Here is a 21,541-nt window from a genome sequence, read left to right as displayed (position 1 = left end):
AGGTCGCGCCAATGAATAACGTCAAACGCAGTGCACTGTTCGGTTTCTGCTCGCTGGGTTCCGCTTGCCTGGGCGCCCTGCTCCCGGTCACCCAGGCGTTGGCCGAGCCGACGCTTTACCTGGGAATGAACGGCGGAACCATGGAGCGGCTCTATGCCGACAAGGTCTTGCCGGCTTTCGAGAAAGCCAACAACGTCAAAGTGGTCATCGTGCCCGGCACCTCCGCCGACATCCTGGCCAAAGTCCAGGCCAGCAAAGGCAACCCGCAGATGCACGTGATGTTCCTCGATGACGGCATCATGTACCGCGCCATCGCCATGGGCTTGTGCGACAAGCTCGAAGATAGCCCGCCCCTGGCGCAGATCCCGGCCAAGGGGCGCATCAAGGATCAGGCCGTGGCTGTCAGCCTCGGCGTGACCGGGTTGGCCTACAACACCCGGCTGTTCAAGGAAAAGGGCTGGAATACGCCCACCTCATGGATGGACCTGGCCGATCCACGCTTCAAGGACAAAGTGGTGTTCCAGTCGATGGCCTCGTCCACGTTCGGCCTGCACGGCTTTTTGATGTTCAACCGGATCCAGGGCGGCAGCGAAACCGACGTTGAACCGGGCTTCAAGGCCTGGCCGAACACGGTGGGGCGCAACGTGCTGGAGTACATCCCGAGCTCGGCGAAGATATCCGAAATGCTGCAGACCGACGAAGCCGCGCTGTTCCCTCTGACGCCGACCCAGGTGACCGCGTTGAAACTCAAGGGCATGCCGGTCGAATATGCCCAGCCGAAGGAAGGTGCCGTGGTTCTCAACGTCGCCGAATGTGCCATCGCCCAGAACACCCAACCGGAACTGGCGCAAAAGCTCGCGGCGTTCCTGCTGACCCCGCAAGCCCAGGCCATCGCCCTGGAAGAAGGCGACCAGATCCCGTCCAACCCCAACACCCCGACCACCGACAAGACCCGCGGCCAGGTGGAGGCGATGAAGCAATACCTGGAAACGGCGATTGCCGTGGATTGGGACCAGGTCAACGAACAACGCCCAGCCTGGAACGCCCGCTGGAACCGCAGCATCGAGCGCTAGAGCGATCGACTGTGGCAAGGGGAGCGACACTGTTGTGGGAGCAAGGCTTGCCCGCGATGCAGGCGCCTCGTTTTCTCAGAGACCGCGCCGTCTTCATCGCGGGCAGGCCTTGCTCCCACAGATAAATCCCCTCGCCACAGGGTGTTGTACTGAGCTGATTATTGGTTAACTGTCTGGCTACGGACGCCAGACCCTCCCCTTGATCAACAGCGAACCCCTCCATGCACACCCTCGCCCAACTACGCGCAGGCCAACTCTCAGGCATTACCCGGCTGGACCTGGCCTGCGGCTTGACGGAGTTTCCCCGGGAAATCTTCGACCTGGCCGATTCCCTCGAGATTCTCAACCTCAGTGGCAATCAGTTGGACACGCTGCCCGACGACCTGCATCGGCTGACTCGCCTGAGTGTGCTGTTCTGTTCGGACAACCGCTTCACAGAACTGCCCGAATGCCTGGGCCGTTGCAGCGCCTTGACCATGGTCGGTTTCAAGGCCAACCGCATTACGCACGTCGCGGGCGCCGCACTGCCGCCACTGCTGCGCTGGCTGATCCTGACCGACAACTGCGTCAGCCAATTGCCGGATGAACTGGGTCAACGCCCCTCTCTGCAAAAACTGATGCTGGCCGGCAACCGCTTGCGGCAATTACCGGCGAGCCTGGGCCAGTGTCATCGCCTCGAACTGCTACGCATCGCCGCCAACCAACTGAGCGAACTGCCGCAATGGCTGCTCACGTTGCCGAGCCTCAGTTGGCTGGCCTACGCCGGCAACCCACTGGAAACCCAGGCAGAAGCGGCGGCCCTGAATACCACGACGCCTATCGACTGGCCGCACCTGGAACTGCAGCAACAACTGGGCGAAGGTGCGTCGGGGGTGATTCATCAGGCGCTCTGGCAGACACCCGGCCAGGCGGCACGAAAGGTCGCGGTGAAGCTGTACAAAGGCCAGATGACCAGCGACGGCTCGCCCCTGCATGAGATGCATGCCTGCATCACGGCCGGTCGCCACCCGAACCTGATTGAGGTGCTGGGCCAGGTTACCGGGCACCCCGAGCAACAGGCTGGGCTGGTGATGGCGCTGGTCGAGCCCAGCTATCGTAACCTCGCCGGGCTGCCGAGCCTGGCGTCGTGCAGCCGCGACGTCTATGCCGATGAACTGCGCCTGAGCGCTCCGGCGGCCCTGCGCATCGCCCATGGCATTGCCTCGGTGGCGGCGCACCTGCACCGCCAGGGCATCACCCACGGGGATCTCTACGGGCACAATATTCTGTGCGATGACCAGGGCGATTGCCTGCTGGGGGATTTTGGCGCGGCGTCGTTCCACGCCACCACGGACAACCTGCAAACCCGCGCCCTGCAACGCATCGAAGTGCGGGCCTTCGGGATTCTGCTGGGGGAATTGCTGGCGCGGATCGAACCGGCGCTCGGTGTTGAGGAACTGGCAGCGTTGCAGGATCTGCAAGTGCGCTGCTGTCAGCCTGATGTATTGGCGCGGCCGGGGTTTGATGAGATTGAAGGCTTATTGCGCAACCGTGGCGAGGGAGCTTGCTCCCGCTGGGCTCTGTAGGAGCTGGCGAAGCCTGCGATCTTTTGATCTTTCACTTGGGATTCAAGTGTCAGGGGAAAGATCGCAGCCTCGTTGCACTCGACAGCTCCTACACAGCTTCTACGCGCCGCCGAGCGGGAGCAAGCTCCCTCGCCACAGGGGGGATTGTTAACCCGCCAACCCGACAAACATGTCCTGCACGTCATCATGGTTGTCGAGGCCTTCGAGGAAGGCTTCGACTTCAGCCATCTGCTCGTCGGTCAGGCCACTGACCGGGTTTTTCGGCTGATAGCCCAGCTTGGCCGACAACACGGTGAAACCCTGCTCCGGCAAGGCCTTCTGTACGGCATCGAGGTCGGCAGGATCGGTGAGGAACAACGTCGCGCCTTCTTCGCCCGGCTCGAAATCCTGGGCACCGGCCTCGATGGCGGCCATTTCCGGATCGGCGTCCGGGCTGTCCGGCGCGGCTTCGATCATGCCGACATGGTTGAAGTCCCACGCCACCGAACCCGAGGCGCCGAGTTGGCCCTTGCGGAACGCGACGCGAATTTCGGCAACGGTACGGTTGATGTTATCGGTCACGCATTCAACGATCAGCGGCACCTGGTGCGGCGCGAACCCTTCGTAGGTGACGCGGTGGTATTGCACGGTTTCACCGAGCTGGCCAGAACCTTTCTTGATCGCACGTTCCAGGGTCTCGCGGGGCATCGAGGCCTTCTTCGCCTGTTCGACCACCAGTCGCAAGTGCGCGTTGGTAGCGGTATCAGCGCCGTTGCGCGCGGCAATGGTGATTTCCTTCACCAGTTTGCCGAAGATCTTGCCCTTGGCGTTGGCAGCCGCTTCTTTGTGTTTAACCTTCCACTGTGCGCCCATTACTCACTCTCTTGTCTGACGCGCCGAGACATCTGCCGGCCGGCGCTGTGGCGCAAGTTTATACGGCCTAAACCGGCTGATCGACCAAAAAATTCACCCTGCCGGATCGACATTTTCACAGCGTGTTGTAGGGCGTTTCTGAAATAGCGACTCACAAGCACCGTTTCCCCCCGCGGTTTCGTACCCTCTGCGCCTCTCTCCCCGCCAGTAGGAGCTGCGATGCGCAACGACACGGAAAGTCCCTTCAGCCTGACGCTCACGCAAAGCGACTTGCAACTGCAAGTCTTGCGGTTCAATGGCCGCGAAGCCCTCAACCAGCCATACCGCTTTGACCTCGAACTGATCGGCCTCGCCCCGCCGATAGATCCCGAGCTGCTCTTGGGGCATCCGGCCTTCCTGCGCCTGGACGGCGAATCGGGCGTCCATGGAATTGTCCACAGCGTTAGCCTGAGTGCCCTGGCGCCGCGGCGCATCGGCTATCGTTTGACGTTGGTTCCCTACCTCCAGCAACTGGAGCAAGGCCCGCAGCGCCGGGTTTTCCATCGGCTCAGCGTGGTGCAGGTGCTGCAACGCCTGCTGGAAGAACACGCGCTACCCGTCGACAGTTACCGTTTCGAACTGCCCCATGGGCAGTATCCGTGTCGCCCATTCTGCATCCAGTACGACGAAAGCGACCTGACCCTCCTGCAACGCCTGTGCGAGGAAGAAGGCATTCATTACCACTTCGAACACGCTCCCCAGGGCCATGTGCTGGTGTTCGCCGAAGACCCGAAGAGCTTTCCCGCGCGCCCTGTCGAGCTACCCCTGCGCCCGAACGACAGCCTGCTGCCGGCCATCAAACGCTTGTATTTGCGTCACCATCCGATGATGCCTGGCCTGCCCGTCGGGTTCAGTGACCGGGCCCCGCCCGAAGCCGAGGCCTCGGCGGCGAATCAACCCCTAGAGCAGATCGATCACGAAGCCATGCGCGGCAACCCGGCCTTGGCTCACCGTTACCAGGCCGGTCGCCGCCACCTTGAACGGTTGCGCTGCCGGCAACGGGAAATCCATGGCCACAGCACCCAACCGGCCCTGCACGGCGGCGACATCGTGCAGGTCTGCGAACACCCGGTTTCCACCTTCAACGATCAATGGTTGATCACCGAGGTCCAGCATCGTGGACGGCAGTTTTCGATCCTGGAGCCGGACCTGCCCGCCGCACCGTCGGCCCGTGACTACCGTAACCGGTTCACCGCCATTCCCTGGTCCACCACGTTCAGGCCAGCCCTCAAGCATCCCAAGCCCTGCATCCCCGGGAACCACCTGGCCCATGTACTCGGCCGCACCGGCCAGCCGGCCAGCCCCGATGAACGTGGCCAGGTGAGTGTCAGCCTATGGGCGCCGGACCAGGACGGCATCACCCTGCCCGTGTCGCGGCTGACGCTGGATGGCAGCCCCAGCCTGATGGCCGGCAGCGAAGTGCTGGTGAGTTTTCTCGACGGCGACCCTGATCGACCGGTGCTGTGCCCAGGGGCTGTCGATACCGGCGCAGGCCATACCGCCACGCCCCCGAAATCGCCCCGTGGCAACCATGATGCGGGGCTGCTATTGGACTGGCTGCTGAATCCGCCGGACTTGACGCCCTGACTCAACCCTGTGGCTTCCTGCCGGCAAAACTGATCTGGCTCATGCAAACCCAGCGAAACGGGCTTACAGTAAGCGGATAACGCCGCTCTAGACGGCGCTCTACCCTGATTGTTGGAGATACCTGCAATGCCCTGGAAAAACTCAGAAAGCCGCTACAGTACCGTCACGGTAACCTTGCATTGGCTGATGCTGGTCCTGCTGGCCGTGGTTTATGCCTGCATCGAGTTCCGCGGGATTTTCCCCAAGGGCAGTGGCGGCCGGACCCTGATCAAGGAAGCGCACTTCATGCTCGGCCTGACGGTGTTCCTGCTGGTCTGGCTACGCCTGTTCGCCCGCAGCATGGGTAAGGCTCCGGCGATTTTCCCGGCGTCGCCTGCATGGCAAACCGTTCTCGCGCGCCTGATGCATTGGGCGCTGTACCTGTTCATGATCGCCATGCCGCTGCTGGGCTGGCTGATCACCAGCGCCGAAGGGCATCAGGTAATGTTCTACGGTTTCGATCTGCCCTTGCTCATCAATCAAGACAAGGAGTTTGCCAAGCAACTGGAAGGCTGGCACGTGCTGGGCGGTACCATCGGCTACTGGTTGATTGGCCTGCATGCCTTGGCGGGGCTGTACCACCACTATGTGGTACGGGACAACACGCTGCTGCGGATGATGCCCAAACGCGGCTGATCGCCGTTACTCGAACCCTCGGCGGCCTTGCAAACCGCCGGTGTGGACGAAAATCAAACGGGTGCCGGGGGCAAACCGTCCGGCCTCGACCCGCGCTTTAAGCAACAGCAAGGCTTTGCCGGTGTACAACGGCTCCAGTTCGATGGCCGCCGTGGTTTCGATGAACTCGGTGAGCTCGGCATCGACCCGGGCGAAACCGCCACGGCTGCCGTCGAACAATTCATAAAGCGGACTGCACAGGCCCGCCTCCCCCACGATGCGTTCGACTTGCTGCACCACGCCATGGTCCTGGGGCACCGCCAGCACGCCATAGACCGGGCGCTGTCCCGCTTCGGCCAGCACCAGCCCGGCCAGCGACGTACCGGTGCCGCAAGCCAGCCACCAACCGTGAAAATCCGCCCATCCCAACGTCGCCAATTGTTCACGGACACTCGCCGCCCACACCTGGCAGCCTTGTGCGCCGGGCAATCCTGAACCACCCTCGGGCACCGGATGCAAATGTGGGTAGCGGATCTGCCACGGCGCCCAGAAACCCGGCGCGTGCCGCTCTCGGTATCCGCCATAACCCAACCAGTGCAGGTCCATGCCAAACGCTTTCAGGTCGCGCACCGTCGGCGTGTCCTGGGGATGACCACGCAACAGCCCCGCCGTGGGAAACCCGAAGCGCTTGCCCGCCGCCGCCAACGCATGCAAATGGTTGGAATAAGCCCCGCCCAGGCTCATGACCCCCTCGGCACCGGCCTCATGGGCGGCGCGCAAATGATGGACCAACTTGAACCACTTGTTGCCGCTGATCAGTGGATCGATCCGATCCAGGCGCAACACCGCCACTTCAACACCGGCTCGGGCGAGCCAGTCCAGATGAAGGGGTTCGAGTCGGGGTTGGGGATGCCAGTCGAGGGCGGGAAGCAGCATGGCAGCAGGCCAGGGGGAAATAGGCCGGCATCTTAACAGCTTGGCAGCGGGTGACTTCAGGTTCACCACTTCCCCTGTGGGAGCGAGCTTGCTCGCGATAGCGGTTAGTCAGCAGCATGAATGTTGACTGACCTGCCGCTATCGCGAGCAAGCTCGCTCCCACAAGGGGTTTCCTGAGGCGCTGCCTTAAAGCTGCGCCGCCAACCGCGAACCCTGGTTGATCGCCCGCTTGGCGTCCAGTTCCGCCGCCACGTCGGCACCGCCGATCAGATGAACCTTCTGCCCCGCCGCCTCCAGGCCTTCCTGCAATTCACGCAGCGGATCCTGGCCGGCGCAGATCACGATGTTGTCCACGGCCAACACTTGCGGCTCACCGGTTTCGCCGATGCGAATGTGCAGGCCATCGTCGTCGATCTTCAGGTACTCGACGCTGTTGAGCATCTGCACCTGCTTGTTCTTCAGGCCCGTGCGGTGAATCCAGCCAGTGGTCTTGCCCAGGCCGTCACCGACCTTGGACGCCTTGCGTTGCAGCAGGAACACCTGGCGCGCCGGTGCATGAGGTTCAGCCTTGATCCCGGCCACACCGCCGCGAGCCTCGAGGTGGGTGTCGATACCCCACTCCTTCCAGAACGCCTCGCGGTCCTGGCTGGTGGCAACGCCCTGATGCACCAGGAACTCCGACACGTCGAAGCCGATACCGCCGGCACCAATCACCGCGACACTGCGGCCCACCGGCTTGCGCTCGAGGATCACGTCCAGGTAGCTCAACACCTTGACATGCTCCACCCCGGGAATCGCCGGCACGCGCGGCGCGATGCCCGTGGCGAGGATGATCTCGTCGTAACCGCCGGCCACCAATTGCGCCACACCCACCCGGGTGTCGAGGCACAACTCGACATGACTGGTCTGCAATTTGCGCTTGAAGTAGCGCAGGGTTTCGAAGAACTCCTCCTTGCCTGGCACGCGCTTGGCGACGTTGAACTGGCCACCGATTTCGCTGGCCGAATCGAACAGCGTCACCTGGTGCCCACGCTCGGCCGCCACCGTGGCAGCGGACAAGCCGGCCGGGCCGGCACCGACCACGGCTATCTTCTTCACCTGGGTCACCGGCAGGTAGTTCAGCTCGGTTTCGTGGCAGGCCCGCGGGTTGACCAGGCAACTGGTGAGCTTGCCGCCAAAGGTGTGGTCCAGGCACGCCTGGTTGCAGCCAATGCAGGTGTTGATTTCATCGCCGCGACCGGCAGCGGCCTTGTTGACGAACTCCGGATCGGCCAGGAATGGCCGGGCCATGGAGACCATGTCGGCATCGCCTTCAGCGAGGATCTGCTCGGCCACTTCCGGGGTGTTGATGCGGTTGGTGGTGATCAGCGGGATGCTCACCGAGCCACGCAGCTTGGCCGTGACCTTGCTGAACGCGGCGCGCGGAACCTTGGTGGCGATGGTAGGAATCCGCGCTTCGTGCCAACCGATACCGGTGTTGATAATCGTCGCGCCGGCCTGCTCGATGGCCTTGGCCAACTGGACGATTTCGTCCCAGGCACTGCCGCCTTCCACCAGATCGAGCATCGACAGGCGAAAGATGATGATGAAATTCGGGCCTACCGCCTCACGCACCCGACGGACGATTTCCACCGGCAGGCGCATGCGGTTTTCATAGCTGCCGCCCCAACGGTCGGTACGGTGGTTGGTATGGGCCGCCAGGAACTGGTTAATGAAATAACCTTCCGACCCCATGATTTCGACGCCGTCGTATTCGGCCTTCTGGGCCAGTACCGAACAGGTGACGAAATCGCTGATCTGTTTCTCGATACCCTCCTCGTCCAGCTCCTTGGGCTTGAACGGGTTGATCGGCGCCTGGATCGCGCTCGGTGCCACCTGCTTGGGGCTGTAGGCGTAGCGCCCGGCATGGAGAATCTGCATGCAGATCTTGCCACCGGCCTCGTGTACGGCGCGGGTAACGATCTGGTGCTTGAGCGCTTCTTCTTCGGTGGTCAGCTTGGCCGCCCCGGAGTAAACACCGCCCTCGTCGTTCGGCCCGATCCCACCGGTGACCATCAGGCCCACGCCGCCCCGGGCGCGCTCGGCAAAATACGCCGCCATGCGTTCGAAGCCGCCGGGTTTCTCTTCCAGGCCGGTGTGCATCGAGCCCATCAGGGTACGGTTGCGCAAGGTGGTGAAACCCAGGTCCAGCGGGGCCAGCAGATGCGGGTAATGAGAGGCGGTCATCGGTAACTCCACAACGGGCGATCACGGAAAAAGCACAAGCTCTGCGGCTTGCATCTGTCATGGCCCCCAGCGTAAGAGTCCGGATGCGGGCGCTCAATGACCGTAACTGACAACTTAATGATCCAAATGTGCAGGGCGCCGATCAGCTGTGCGTGACTCTCAGCGGGATGAACCAGTCCTATCAACGCTGGACCAGGTGCTCGAACCAAAAAACAACCCTAATAACACGGTCGTCCTTGTGTCCTGTTTCGCAAATACTGTTCCTTTCTTGACGAGTGGCTGTTGTCGTCAGGCAAGGCGCCGCGACGAGTCATAGCCCGCTATGGCGAGGAGCGGCAACGCAGCATGACGAAAACAGACGCCGTCAAAAAGGAACAGTATTTGTGATACAGGACACTCGCATGCATCCCCAACGAAAAATGCTGCACAACGAGTTACACGCCCGCCCGTCGTTATATTTTGACGAACCGGCCCACGTCTTCCACCTGGCGTTTCTGGGCGACAACGCCCAGTGCAACGCGCTGCTCGAGCGCCTGTGCCCTGAAACCGTCGCAGCAGAAGCCGCACAAGGCATCACCCGCCTCGAAGGACACCCGCTCAAGTGGGAGCGCCACGCCGAGTTCTTCACCCTGACCCTGGTCGTTCCCGCCAACACCAACGAACTGCACTGGACAACGCTGCCCGAATGCCTTGCCCAGGGTATCGAAGGCCATGCCCAGCACCTGATCAATGCCGTTCAGGTGGTGGTGCGCGCCGAAGCCGGCCTCGACCTGCCCAGCTACGGTTTCAAGGACCCATGCGGCTCTTGCGTGGGTGGTGGCGATGCGGTGGTCTGGAGCGATTTTCGCCTGACCGAGGACGGCACCAACCGCCTGCTGTTCATCAATCGAGGGCTCAACGCTTATCGTCAAGGCCGCATGATCCGACGCCTGCTGGAAATCGAGACCTATCGCATGATGGCGTCCTTGTCGCTCAATACCGCCAAGGCACTGGACCCGCAACTGAACGAATTCGATCGCACCCTGGTGAGCCTGTCCGAACGCAACGCCAATGCCAGCGGCGTGCATGCCAAGGCCCTGCTGGAGGACATCGCCCTGCTGTCTCGCCATGTCGTCAGCAGCACGGTCAAGAATCGCCACCGTTTCAGCGCCACCCGCGCCTACGCCCAACTGGTGTTCGAGCGGCTGGGGGAGCTACGTGAAAGCCACCTGGGCGATTGCCAGCGGCTGGGAGTGTTCATCGAACGGCGTTTCAAACCCACGGTGCGTTATTGCGCAGCCACCGAACAGCGCCTCGAGCAACTGGCCATGAGCGTCGCCAACCTGGGTGACCTGCTGCAAGCCCGCGTACAGGTCGAAATGGAGGACCAGAACGCCGAGATCCTGCGCAGCCTCAATGCGCGTGCCGATGCACAGATCAAGATCCAGCGCGCGGTGGAAGGCCTGTCGATCATTGCCATCACCTACTACCTGATCAACCTGTTCAAACTGGTCTATAGCGGGCTGCACACCTTGGGCGCAAACCTCTCGGCCCGCGAAGCGCTGCTGGGCATGACGCCACCGGTGCTGCTGATCATGTTGCTGATTCTGATCCGGATCCGGAAAGCCAAAAGTCACTAGCGCGCCTTGCCAGCACAGAGGGTCTCCCAAGCTTCCTGGACACCCTCTGTGTGTGCTTACCGTGCGTACAAATCAGCGCCCGCCCTTCGCTAATCCCTTGTTTTACCGTACCCTGCCCCGTAGCTCTTGATGAAAAATCATGAACCTGCACACGGCCGCTGACTGTTCTCCCATGCGCAAATTTTTGTACTTGCTGTTTTCCTTGGCCTTGATTGCCGCCCTGATCACCTACGCACTGTGGACGACGGATCGTCCGGCGGGTCATTACCTGTCAGACCTGCGCATCAGCCTGGCGGTCGACCAGGGCACGCCCGCCGACCGCGGCAACTTGCTGGGCATCCAACCCGAACTGTTCCCCACCGACTACCAGAGCCCCGAGCGCCTGCATCGCAAACTGGCGGCCTATCTGCAGACGGCTCGCGACCAGGGCTTTCTCAATGCCAAGACCGTGGTGGTCCTGCCCGAGCACATCGGCACCTGGTTGATGGTCGGTGGCGAAAAAGACGAGTTGTACCAGGCCACTAGCCTGAAGGAAGCCATGAACTGGCTGGCGGTCAGTAATCCGCTGGCGTTTATCCAGGCATTGGTCAGCGCTCAAGGCGATAGCCGACTGGAGGATGCCTACCTGCGCATGAAAGCCGAGCGCATGGCCCATGACTATCAAGCGCTGTTCGGTGGGCTGGCCAAGGAGTTCGGTATCACCCTGGTGGCCGGCTCCATCGTGCTTCCCGAGCCCAGTGTCAGTGACGGTGAACTGAAAATCGGTCGCGGTGCGCTGTACAACAGCAGCCTGGTGTTCGGCAGCGATGGCCGGCCGATCGGCCAGCCACAACGCCAACGACATCCGGTGTTTGAACAGCGCGACGTGCTTGGGGCCGACCGCCCGACCGCCGTCCAAGTCATCGACACCCCCGCCGGACGCCTGGGCGTGCTGATCGGCAGCGACAGTTGGTACCCGCTCCATTACCGGCAACTCAACGACCAGGGCGCGCAACTGATTGCGGTGCCCGCCTTCATCATCGGTCGCGATACGTGGGACAAACCCTGGAGCGGTTATAAAGGCCTGTCCACGCCGAGCGAGGTGAGCCTCAAGCCGGGTGAAGTGAGCGAGGGCCAAGCCTGGCATCGCCTGACACTGACCGGCCAATTGCCCATCAGCCAGGCCCGGGGCGGCGTCAGCGTGTTCCTGCGGGGCCAGTTCTGGGACAGCGGCAGTGCCGGCCAGAGTTTCATCAGCCACAACGGCCAACACTTCCCCGATGGCAACGCCCGTGGCGCCCGCCTGCTGAACCTCTGGCTGTGAACATGAAACCGCAGCCGATGCGCCTGGGCGACCTGTCTGTGGGCTTCGTCCATAGCCTGGCTGACGCCGTCGCCAGCCATGGGCAAGACCCTCAACCTCTGCTTGAACAGTACGGTCTCGATGCCGCGCGCCTGGCCGAGCCCGGTGCACGATTGTCGATCCCGCGCTACATGCGTCTGGGCCACGCCGCGATTCAACAAACCCAGGACCCGGCCTTGGGCCTGCGCATGGGCCAACTCGGCCGCTTGAGCCAGGCCGGGTTGGCGGGCGTTACCGCGGCCCAGGCGCCAACCGTGCGCGAGGCCGCCCGCTGCATGATCCGCTTCGAGCCGCTGTATGGCTCCAACTATCGCGGCCAATCGAGTTTCCATGAAGATGCCCGAGGCGCTTGGCTACGGTTCTATTCCATCAGCCCGTATAACGCCTACAACCGCTTTGTCGTGGACTCGATCATTGCCGGCTGGCTTGCGCAACTGTCCAGCGTCAGCGGCATCGCGCTGCGGCCAGAACGCATCGAAATCGAATTCGAGGCGCCGGCCTACCTGGAGGCCTACCGCACGCTCGGTGACTGCCCGATCCAATTTGGCGCCGAACAGAATCAACTGCGCCTGGGCCTGGACAGCCTCGCCCAGCGCAACCCACAGCATTGCCCCAGCACCTGGCACCATCTGCTTCAGTTGTGTGAATGGGAACTGGAACAACTGACCCGCACCCGCAGCCTGCGCGAGCGCATCATCCAATTGCTGGGACCGTTGCTCAACGGCGGCCGGGAACCCGACCTGGAAGAAGTGGCGGCTCGCCTGAAGCTGCCGACCTGGACCCTGCGTCGCAAGCTGGCCGAGGAAGGCACGCAGTTTCGCGCCATCCTCAACGACACCCGCCGCGACCTGGCCATGACCTACATACGCGATACCGAACTGGCGTTCGGCGAAATCGCTTATCTATTGGGATTCGCCTCAGCCGAGGCATTTCAACGAGCCTTCAAGCGCTGGAACAACCAGACGCCCGGAGAGTTTCGTCGTAGTCACCGAGGGGTTTGAGCTTCAAGAACCTGGCTTGGCGCTTACCACTTGCAGCGTGTCGCGATCCTCACAACTCCGTCGCATCTTCGGCGGGTTCCAACGGGTCCAGTTCATACGCCTGGTATTCCAGCAGCTCTTCCTGATAATCATCCATTACGTGTCCTTCCCCTGTCATTGAGACCAATGCCTTATGGCGCTGGCATCAGCATAAAGCTGCTTTATGAACAAAACATGAAGCAAAGGCTTCATGAATTAAACGTAGCACAGGGCCGGGAAATTACCGTGTGAAGTGTGACAGGGCGTTACTCCCTGCCACTGGACCTCAGGATGTCGGAAGCGGCTGGATCGGCTCGGTCGGGGCCGGTAACGAGCTGGACGGTGGTGGTGTAACGGTTTCCGTCGTCGGCGCAGACTCGAACGACTCAGGCGCAATCGGCGCGGGTTCGCTCGGCGGTGCGACGGGCTCCGAGACCGTGGGAGTGGTTTCGACGGGGGCCGGCGCGGCCTCTTCCACCGGGGTGGCTGGCGCAGGGGCAACGGGCTCCGGCGCAGGCGCTGGAGCAGGCATCAGGGTGGCCGGTTCGACCTTGGATTCCGGAATGCCCAGTTCAGTTTTCGGTTTCTCGGCGTTGTCGGCCGCTTTCTTCGCCTCGGGAGGCAGGAACAGCTCCACCAGGGCAAAGAAGCGCTCATAGAACTTGGCCGCCGACACGGTTTCGCTGGCGACCTTGACCATCGAGTCATCCGAGGAGCCGATCGGCATCGATACCGAACCCAACACGCCCACGCCCAGGCTGGCGGAGTTGTTGGTCTTCTTAAGGGCATAACGGTCCTGCAAGGCGTTGGCGAACATCGTCGCACGGTGGCCAGTACCGCCGTCTTCGGCACAGACCAGGTTGAAGCTGATCTCCATGTGGGTGTCGCCGGTCTGCTGGAAACTCTTGTGACCGCTGACCAGCTTCGGATCGCTGCTGGTGATGATGTAGCCCTGGCTGAGCAACGCCCGACGCCCGGCCTCGCAGGTCGCCGCGTCGCTCACTGGATAAGTGCGCGAAAACGTGCCGGAGTCGTCGAAGTTCTCGTGCTCGTAAATGGCGGCTTTCTTCGACGAGCAACCGGCTGCGGCGGCCAGCACCAGTGCAAGCCCGACGGTGCGCATGGGAAATGATTTGAACATTGAACATCCTGAGAAAAACGGTCCGGGGCGTATTGTGCAACAGAACGCGACCTGGCAGCGTGGCTAATCTTGTTTCAAGGGGGTTACAAGTTTACTGGGGGTTGTTTGCAGGAAAAAGACGCCAACCGGATAGATCGACGAACACCCGCTTTCCAGGCAACAAGCAGATACAAAAACCCTGGTGTTTTGGCCTAATGCGGTTCTCTTGAGCGGTTAATGAAGATTTTTTTATTCCGTTTCTGGAGGCGTGGTTAGGTGTGTATATCCATTGCTGCGGTAACGGCGGCTTATGGTTCCGCTCTTACAGCGGGTCACTTTTGGAAAAGCCGGGAGCCGGACCAGCCAAAAGTAACCAAAAACGCTTTGCCCCACCACTCGGCACCTCGCTTAGGCTCGGTGTGCCCCAGATCAAAAGCCGAAGCGAGGCGGCCTGACAGCCGACCTGGTTCTTGGTGGGACCGCGTTTCCCCTGTGGGGGCGAGCCTGCTCGCGATGACGTCGGCACATCCAACATCATTGCAACTAAACCACCGCTATCGCGAGCAAGCTCCCCACAGTGAGCTTGCGGTGTTCACAACATCTGCACACAACACAAAAACCTGTGGGAGCGAGCTTGCTCGCGATGACGTCGGCAAATCCAACATCATCGTTGACTGGAACACCGCATTCGCGAGCAAGCTTTGCTCCCACAGATCTAATGGGTGTACGACCGGGAGAGCCAGGTCGGCTGTTAGGCCGCCTCGCGGTGGAGGTTGATCTCGGGCGCCCCGTTAACCACGCTGGCTGAACGAAGGTGTTGCGCAGTGGGCAACCCGGCATGGATGCCGAGCCTAGGCGAGGCACCGAGTGGTGGGGCATGAGCGTTTTGCTTACTTTTGACTGGGCCGGCTCCCGGGCTTCTCAAAAGTGAGCCGCTGTAAGAACGGAACCGCCAGTGGCCATCACCGAAGAAACGGATATACACCCAAAACCCAAAACCCAAGCCAAAAAAAACGACGCTTCTCCATTTCTGAAAGAAGCGCCGTTTTTTCTAACTGAACAGCATCACAACCAGGTTTGAAAAAGCATCAAGCAATTAGAAACGCTTGATCTCCGCCTGGCTCTCCAACTGCTTGCGATACGCCGCAAAGTCCTGCTGACCAACACGGGACGCGAGGTAGCGGCGATACTCCGCCTTCTCTTCGTCAGTCGGTGCCGCTGCTTCGTTCACGCCATTCAAACGCACGACCATCAGGCTGCCATCAGGCAAGGTCACGCTGGTGAACGTCGGCTTGTCCTTGGACTCAGGCTTAGGCATGCGGAACAGTGCTTGCAGCACCGCCGGATCGATGCCTTCCTGGTTGCGGGTTGCCGCCTGGGTGGCTTTCCAGCCTTGGCCACCGACCGGCTTGTCCAGTGCAGCCTTGCCATCGCGCAGGCCGGCAATCAGCTCGTCGGCCCGGGTCTTGGCTGCCGCGCTGGCATGTTCCTTGGTCAATTGAGCACGAATCGGCCCTGCCACGCTTTCCAGCGGCAGTTGCTCAGGCTTGCGGTGCTCCTTGGCACGCAGCACCACGACGGTTTCCGGGTCCAGCTCGATGGCGGTGCTGTTGGCACCCTCATCCAGCACTTCCGGACTGAACGCAGCAGTAACGACCGCACGATTGGCCGCAATCCCTTCGCCGCCTTCACGACCGAAAGGGGCCGATGTGTGGACGGTCAGCTTCAGGTCCTGGGCGGGTTGCGCCAGGTCGGACGCCTCGAACGAGGCATCTTCCAGTTGCTTGGTCGCCTCAACGAAACGCTGCTCCACCTGCTGAGTCTTCAGCTCGCGGGTCAGTTTGTCCTTGAGGCTGGCAAATGTAGGCACTTCAGGCGCTTCGACACCCAGCAGCTTGATCAGGTGCAGACCGAAATCGGTGCGTACCGGTGCCGAGACCTGGTCCTTGTTCAGGGCATACAAGGCCTTTTCGAATTCCGGATCGTAGACGCCAGGGCCTGCGTAACCCAGATCGCCGCCGTTGTTAGCCGAACCCGGGTCCTGGGAAAACTCCTTCGCCAACGCTTCAAACGACTCGCCTTTGGCCAAGCGAGCCTGGATCTCTTCGATCTTCGTCTTGGCCTGGGCTTCGGTCACCTTGTCGTTCACTTCGATCAGGATGTGCGCAGCCCGACGTTGTTCGGACAGGTTGGCGATTTCTTTTTGATAGGCCGCCTGCAAGTCTTCGTCCTTGACGCTGACCTGATCGAAGAAAGAGGCCTTCTTCAGTTCGAGGTAATCGATGACCACCTGGTCAGGCGTCATGAATTCCTTGGCGTGCTGGTCGTAGTAAGCCTTGACCTCATCATCGGTCAGCTTGACGGAGGCAGGGTCAGCCTTGATGTTCAAGGTGGCGAAATCACGCGTCTGTTTTTCCAGGCGTGCAAATGCCAACACTTGGGCATCGGTGACGAAACCGCTGCCTGCCAGGCCAGCGCGCAACTGACCGATCAGCATTTCCTGAGCCAGCATCTGGCGGAACTGCATACGGCCATAACCCAGCTGACGGATCACCTGATCGAAACGCTCTGGGCTGAATTTGCCATCGACCTGGAACTCAGGCGTCTGCAGGATCACTTGATCAAGCGCAGCTTCGGAGAAAGCGAATTTCGCATCGTGTGCGCCTTGCAGCAACAACTTGCGGTCGATCAGGCCCTTGAGCGCCGAATCACGCAGCATTTTTTCGTCCAGCAAGGAGGCGTCGAAATCCTTGCCCAGCTGTTGCATGAGCTGACGGCGTTGCATGTCGACCGCCTGGCTCAGCTCGTTCTGGCTGATGTTTTCGCCGTTGACCTTGGCCGCTTCGTTGCTGTTGGTAGTGGCTTTGAAAATGGCATCGAAACCGGTCAACGCCATCAATGCGACGATGACTCCGATGATGGTCTTGGCAATCCAGCCTTGTGAATTGTCCCTGATATTCTGCAGCATGCGTCCCCCAGAAACGGTTGAACTTCAAATTTAGGCAACCGTGGAGCGTGGGTAGAATCCGGATAGAAGAAAGGCGCATCCGAGGATGCGCCTTCTCGTAACTGGCGGAGCGGACCGGGCTCTAACCTGCAAGCCCTGGTGTGCCAGACCGGTTGCAACCGGCCGTATTACCGCTCCGCTGCCAAGCCAGGCATGACCCCGACCCGGATAAACTCAACGAAACCTTAGTTAACGGCTTCTTTCAGTGCTTTACCAGCTTTGAAGCCTGGCTTTTTGGCAGCAGCGATTTCCAGCGTCTTACCGGTCTGCGGGTTGCGACCGATACGAGCAGGACGATCGGTCACGGAGAAGGTACCGAAACCAACCAGAACAACGGAGTCGCCAGCCTTCAGAGCGCCAGTGACGGATTCGATTACAGCGTCCAGCGCACGGCCAGCAGCAGCTTTCGGGATATCAGCGGATGCAGCGATAGCATCAATCAGTTCCGACTTGTTCACTCTAAGTCCCCTTATATCTATTTGAGATGATTCTAAGTTTTTTTGGTGAAAGCAAAAACGAGTGCTGAATGGCCTGCAGACACTTAAGAGCCGCTTTATAACAAGGGCTCTAAAAAACTGTCAAGGAAGCCCCCCAGGCAAATGCGTATTAATGCGTGCTAATTCTTTCCTTAGAGTCAGACTCTCGCTTTTCTTCCTTCGCGACAATCTCCGGAGCCACATCCGGCAAGGGCTCCGGCGCGTATTGCAGCGCAATTTGCAGGACCTCGTCAATCCATTTAACGGGTTTGATCTGAAGATCTTGCTTGATGTTGTCAGGAATTTCCTTCAGGTCGCGGACATTCTCTTCGGGAATGATCACGATCTTGATCCCGCCACGGTGTGCCGCCAGCAGTTTTTCCTTCAGACCGCCAATCGCCAGGACCTGGCCACGCAGCGTGATTTCACCCGTCATGGCGACGTCGGCGCGCACCGGAATACCGGTCAATGCCGAAACCAGGGCCGTGCACATGCCTACACCAGCGCTTGGGCCGTCCTTGGGCGTAGCCCCTTCAGGCATGTGGATATGCGTGTCGCGCTTCTCATGAAAGTCCAGGGGAATGCCCAGGCTCCGGGCGCGACTGCGAACCACCGTCAGCGCAGCGGTGATCGATTCGACCATCACGTCGCCCAGGGAACCGGTCTTGATCAGTTGACCCTTGCCCGGCACCACGGCCGCTTCGATGGTCAGCAACTCACCACCGACCTGGGTCCAGGCCAGGCCAGTCACCTGGCCGATCTGGTCCTGTTGCTCGGCGAGGCCGTAGCGGAACTTGCGTACGCCCAGGAAGTGCTCCAGCAGGTCTGCAGTGACCTTGACCGCGAAGCGTTTTTCCAGCGCATGTTCCTTGACCGCCTTGCGGCAGACCTTGGCAATCTGCCGTTCCAGGCCACGCACACCGGCTTCGCGGGTGTAGTAGCGGATGATGTCGCGAATCGCTTCCTCGTCGAACTCCAGCTCGCCTTTTTTCAGGCCGTTGGCCTGGATCTGCTTGGGCGAAAGGTATTTCACGGCGATGTTGATCTTCTCGTCCTCGGTGTAACCCGGCAGACGAATCACCTCCATCCGGTCCAGCAACGCTGGCGGAATATTCATGGAGTTGGAGGTGCAAAGGAACATCACGTCCGACAGGTCGTAATCGACCTCCAGGTAGTGATCGTTGAAGTTATGATTCTGCTCAGGATCGAGGACTTCGAGCAACGCAGAGGCTGGATCGCCGCGCATGTCGCTACCCATCTTGTCGATTTCGTCCAAAAGAAACAGCGGATTGCGCACGCCGACCTTTGTCATCTTTTGAATCAATCTTCCTGGCATCGAACCGATGTAGGTACGGCGATGCCCCCGAATTTCCGCCTCATCGCGCACGCCGCCAAGGGCCATGCGTACGAATTTGCGGTTGGTGGCGTGGGCAATCGACTCCGCAAGGGAGGTTTTACCGACCCCTGGAGGACCAACCAGGCACAGGACCGGACCACGAATCTTCTTCACGCGCTTCTGCACGGCGAGGTATTCAAGGATGCGTTCCTTGACCTCTTCCAGGCCGTAATGATCGGCGTCGAGGATGTCTTCGGCACGCGCCAGATCCAGACGCACCTTGCTCTGGGCTTTCCAAGGCACCTGGACCAACCAGTCGATGTAGGAGCGCACCACGGTGGCCTCGGCAGACATAGGCGACATTTGCTTGAGCTTGTTCAGCTCAGCCTGGGCCTTGGTCAGTGCATCCTTGGGCAAGCCGGCGGCATCGATGCGTTTTTTCAGCTCTTCGATTTCGTTGTGACCTTCGTCACCATCGCCCAGCTCTTTCTGAATGGCCTTCATCTGCTCATTCAGGTAGTACTCGCGCTGGCTGCGCTCCATCTGCTTCTTGACGCGACCGCGAATGCGTTTCTCGACCTGCAACAGATCGATTTCGCCGTCGAGCAGTGCCAGCACGTGTTCGACACGGGCCGACAAATCAATGATTTCGAGAATTTCCTGCTTCTGCTCGATCTTGAGGGCCATGTGGGCCGCCATCGTATCGACCAGCCGCCCAGGCTCATCGATGCTGTTAAGCGACGACAGGACCTCTGCAGGCACCTTCTTGCCCAGTTGCACGTATTGTTCGAACTGCGACAGCAGGCTGCGGACAAATACCTCTGACTCACGCTCGGGCGCATCGACCTCTTCGATCAGCGACACCTCGGCCCGGCAATGGCCGTCCACTTCGCTGAAACGCTCGATAGCACCACGCTGCTCGCCTTCGACCAAGACCTTGACGGTGCCGTCGGGCAGCTTGAGCAATTGCAGAACCGTTGCAATCGTACCTACGCGATACAGTGCGTCTTCGCCGGGATCATCGTCGGCTGGGTTTCTCTGAGCCAGCAGAAGAATCTGCTTGTCACCCGTCATCGCAGCCTCAAGGGCTTCGATGGACTTTTCGCGCCCCACGAACAGCGGGATAACCATGTGCGGATACACCACGACATCGCGCAATGGCAGGAGAGGCAATTCGATGGTTGTCTTCATGATTTCGCCTCTACGGCGGCCCTAGGGCCGGAAACAGATGGAAGTAAGCTTGAAACCAAGATGGGGGCAGCCTCGAAAAAAAACAAGCGCTAAGACACGTCTAAAACGCGCAAAAAGCAAAGGGGCCCGAAGGCCCCTTCTTTGTTCCGGCAGCGGGACGCTTAAGCGTCCGGTGCGGCCTTGGCAGCCGGCTCATTGTTTTCATAGATATACAATGGCTTGGACTTGCCTTCTATGACGCTTTCATCGATCACGACTTTACTCACCTCGGACTGCGAGGGGATCTCGTACATCGTGTCGAGCAATACACCTTCGAGGATCGAGCGCAATCCACGGGCACCGGTCTTACGTTCCAGGGCACGTTTTGCGACCGATTTCAGCGCGTCGGAACGGAATTCCAGGTCTACACCTTCCATTTCGAACAGCTTGGCATACTGCTTGGTCAGGGCGTTTTTCGGCTCGGTCAGGATCTGCATCAACGCTGCTTCATCCAACTCGTCCAGCGTCGCCAGGACCGGCAGGCGACCGACGAATTCCGGGATCAGACCGAACTTGACCAAATCGTCAGGCTCGACTTCACGCAGGGATTCACCGACTTTCTTGCCTTCTTCCTTGCTGCGCACCTCGGCGTTGAAACCAATGCCACCACGGGTGGAACGGTTTTGAATAACCTTTTCCAGGCCGGAGAACGCACCACCGCAGATGAACAGGATGTTACGGGTGTCGACTTGCAGGAATTCCTGCTGCGGATGCTTGCGACCACCTTGGGGTGGAACGGAAGCGACCGTACCTTCGATCAACTTGAGCAAGGCCTGCTGCACGCCCTCACCGGAAACATCCCGGGTGATGGACGGGTTGTCGGACTTGCGGGAAATCTTGTCGATTTCGTCGATGTAGACAATGCCCATCTGGGCCTTTTCCACATCGTAGTCGCACTTCTGCAACAACTTCTGAATGATGTTCTCGACGTCTTCACCTACATAACCCGCCTCGGTGAGGGTGGTTGCGTCGGCGATGGTGAACGGAACGTTCAGCAAGCGGGCCAGGGTTTCGGCAAGCAAGGTCTTACCCGAGCCTGTCGGGCCGATCAGCAGGATGTTGCTCTTGCCGAGTTCGACGTCGTCATTCTTCTTGTCACGCTGGTTCAGGCGCTTGTAGTGGTTGTACACCGCTACGGCCAGTACCTTTTTCGCACGTTCCTGACCAATCACATACTGATCAAGGATGCCGCTGATTTCTTTAGGCGAAGGCAATTTATGCGCGCTGCTCTCGGCCTGGGCTTCCTGCACCTCCTCGCGGATGATGTCATTGCACAGGTCGACGCACTCGTCGCAAATGAAGACCGAGGGGCCGGCAATCAATTTGCGCACTTCATGCTGGCTTTTGCCACAGAAGGAGCAATAAAGCAGTTTGCCGTTGTCCTCGCCGTTGCGGGTGTCAGTCATTCGATCGATCCAAATCCGATAGGCTTGCAACACAAGATGAAGGCAATTGCGGGC

Annotated in this window: 16 protein-coding genes; 8 read left to right on the top strand and 8 right to left on the bottom strand. The window is 60.4% G+C overall.

Going from position 1 to position 21,541, the window contains the following annotated elements:
• The first annotated feature begins 11 nt into the window (after positions 1–11).
• Both QMK47_RS10860 and QMK47_RS10855 read left to right on the top strand, forming a co-directional pair.
• The gene (locus QMK47_RS10860; RefSeq protein ID WP_057447748.1) at positions 12–1,073 is read left to right on the top strand and encodes an ABC transporter substrate-binding protein; all 1,062 of its coding nucleotides are present in this window, start codon (positions 12–14) and stop codon (positions 1,071–1,073) included.
• A 221-nt stretch (positions 1,074–1,294) separates the two neighbouring features.
• Positions 1,295–2,638: a protein kinase gene (locus QMK47_RS10855; protein ID WP_320390176.1), complete on the top strand. Its 1,344-nt coding sequence runs from the start codon at positions 1,295–1,297 to the stop codon at positions 2,636–2,638.
• A 147-nt stretch (positions 2,639–2,785) separates the two neighbouring features.
• Here the strand turns inward: QMK47_RS10855 and QMK47_RS10850 are convergent, their stop codons facing one another.
• Positions 2,786–3,490 carry a YebC/PmpR family DNA-binding transcriptional regulator gene (locus QMK47_RS10850; RefSeq protein ID WP_003199952.1) on the bottom strand — a complete coding sequence of 235 codons (705 nt, stop codon included), beginning with the start codon at positions 3,488–3,490 and terminating at the stop codon, positions 2,786–2,788.
• Between the two features lie 219 nt (positions 3,491–3,709).
• Between QMK47_RS10850 and QMK47_RS10845 the strand changes: the two genes are divergently transcribed.
• Together QMK47_RS10845 and QMK47_RS10840 are read left to right on the top strand one after the other, a co-directional pair.
• Entirely contained in the window at positions 3,710–5,116 is a 1,407-nt protein-coding gene (locus QMK47_RS10845; RefSeq protein WP_320390175.1) for a type VI secretion system Vgr family protein, read from the top strand.
• Between the two features lie 126 nt (positions 5,117–5,242).
• Complete coding sequence (locus QMK47_RS10840) at positions 5,243–5,791, top strand: cytochrome b (protein ID WP_214508987.1); 549 nt, start codon at positions 5,243–5,245, stop codon at positions 5,789–5,791.
• Between the two features lie 6 nt (positions 5,792–5,797).
• On the opposite strand, the gene QMK47_RS10835 is transcribed toward QMK47_RS10840, so the two are convergent.
• Both QMK47_RS10835 and QMK47_RS10830 read right to left on the bottom strand, forming a co-directional pair.
• Positions 5,798–6,706 (bottom strand): 1-aminocyclopropane-1-carboxylate deaminase/D-cysteine desulfhydrase, encoded by a 909-nt coding sequence (locus QMK47_RS10835; protein WP_253473088.1) that lies wholly within the window; start codon positions 6,704–6,706, stop codon positions 5,798–5,800.
• Between the two features lie 186 nt (positions 6,707–6,892).
• Positions 6,893–8,932 carry an NADPH-dependent 2,4-dienoyl-CoA reductase gene (locus QMK47_RS10830; protein WP_320390174.1) on the bottom strand — a complete coding sequence of 680 codons (2,040 nt, stop codon included), beginning with the start codon at positions 8,930–8,932 and terminating at the stop codon, positions 6,893–6,895.
• A gap of 401 nt (positions 8,933–9,333) precedes the next feature.
• Between QMK47_RS10830 and QMK47_RS10825 the strand changes: the two genes are divergently transcribed.
• From QMK47_RS10825 to QMK47_RS10815, 3 genes are all read left to right on the top strand, one after another.
• On the top strand, positions 9,334–10,551 hold the full coding sequence (locus tag QMK47_RS10825; protein WP_320390173.1) for a DUF3422 domain-containing protein: 1,218 nt from the start codon (positions 9,334–9,336) through the stop codon (positions 10,549–10,551).
• A 172-nt stretch (positions 10,552–10,723) separates the two neighbouring features.
• Positions 10,724–11,854 (top strand): carbon-nitrogen hydrolase family protein, encoded by a 1,131-nt coding sequence (locus QMK47_RS10820; protein ID WP_320390172.1) that lies wholly within the window; start codon positions 10,724–10,726, stop codon positions 11,852–11,854.
• Positions 11,855–11,856: 2 nt separating this feature from the next.
• Positions 11,857–12,894, top strand: coding sequence for an AraC family transcriptional regulator (locus QMK47_RS10815; RefSeq protein ID WP_253473076.1), 1,038 nt, complete (start codon positions 11,857–11,859; stop codon positions 12,892–12,894).
• 304 nt (positions 12,895–13,198) lie between these two features.
• Here the strand turns inward: QMK47_RS10815 and QMK47_RS10810 are convergent, their stop codons facing one another.
• Positions 13,199–14,053 (bottom strand): DUF2242 domain-containing protein, encoded by an 855-nt coding sequence (locus QMK47_RS10810; protein ID WP_320390171.1) that lies wholly within the window; start codon positions 14,051–14,053, stop codon positions 13,199–13,201.
• 934 nt (positions 14,054–14,987) lie between these two features.
• Between QMK47_RS10810 and QMK47_RS10805 the strand changes: the two genes are divergently transcribed.
• Positions 14,988–15,113 (top strand): hypothetical protein, encoded by a 126-nt coding sequence (locus tag QMK47_RS10805; RefSeq protein WP_284731309.1) that lies wholly within the window; start codon positions 14,988–14,990, stop codon positions 15,111–15,113.
• A 15-nt stretch (positions 15,114–15,128) separates the two neighbouring features.
• Here the strand turns inward: QMK47_RS10805 and QMK47_RS10800 are convergent, their stop codons facing one another.
• The 4 genes from QMK47_RS10800 to clpX form a co-directional block, all read right to left on the bottom strand.
• The gene (locus QMK47_RS10800; protein WP_320390170.1) at positions 15,129–17,000 is read right to left on the bottom strand and encodes a SurA N-terminal domain-containing protein; all 1,872 of its coding nucleotides are present in this window, start codon (positions 16,998–17,000) and stop codon (positions 15,129–15,131) included.
• A 224-nt stretch (positions 17,001–17,224) separates the two neighbouring features.
• Positions 17,225–17,497, bottom strand: coding sequence for an HU family DNA-binding protein (locus tag QMK47_RS10795; RefSeq protein WP_002552737.1), 273 nt, complete (start codon positions 17,495–17,497; stop codon positions 17,225–17,227).
• A 148-nt stretch (positions 17,498–17,645) separates the two neighbouring features.
• Entirely contained in the window at positions 17,646–20,042 is a 2,397-nt protein-coding gene (gene lon, locus QMK47_RS10790) for an endopeptidase La (RefSeq protein ID WP_214508979.1), read from the bottom strand.
• A 161-nt stretch (positions 20,043–20,203) separates the two neighbouring features.
• Complete coding sequence (clpX, locus tag QMK47_RS10785; protein ID WP_013692650.1) at positions 20,204–21,487, bottom strand: ATP-dependent Clp protease ATP-binding subunit ClpX; 1,284 nt, start codon at positions 21,485–21,487, stop codon at positions 20,204–20,206.
• Between the last annotated feature and the right edge of the window lie 54 nt (positions 21,488–21,541).

Origin of the sequence: Pseudomonas sp. P9_35, assembly GCF_034008205.1 — a bacterium.
Lineage (GTDB): Bacteria > Pseudomonadota > Gammaproteobacteria > Pseudomonadales > Pseudomonadaceae > Aquipseudomonas > Aquipseudomonas kilonensis.
This window is presented reverse-complemented; position numbering and strand designations above follow the sequence as displayed.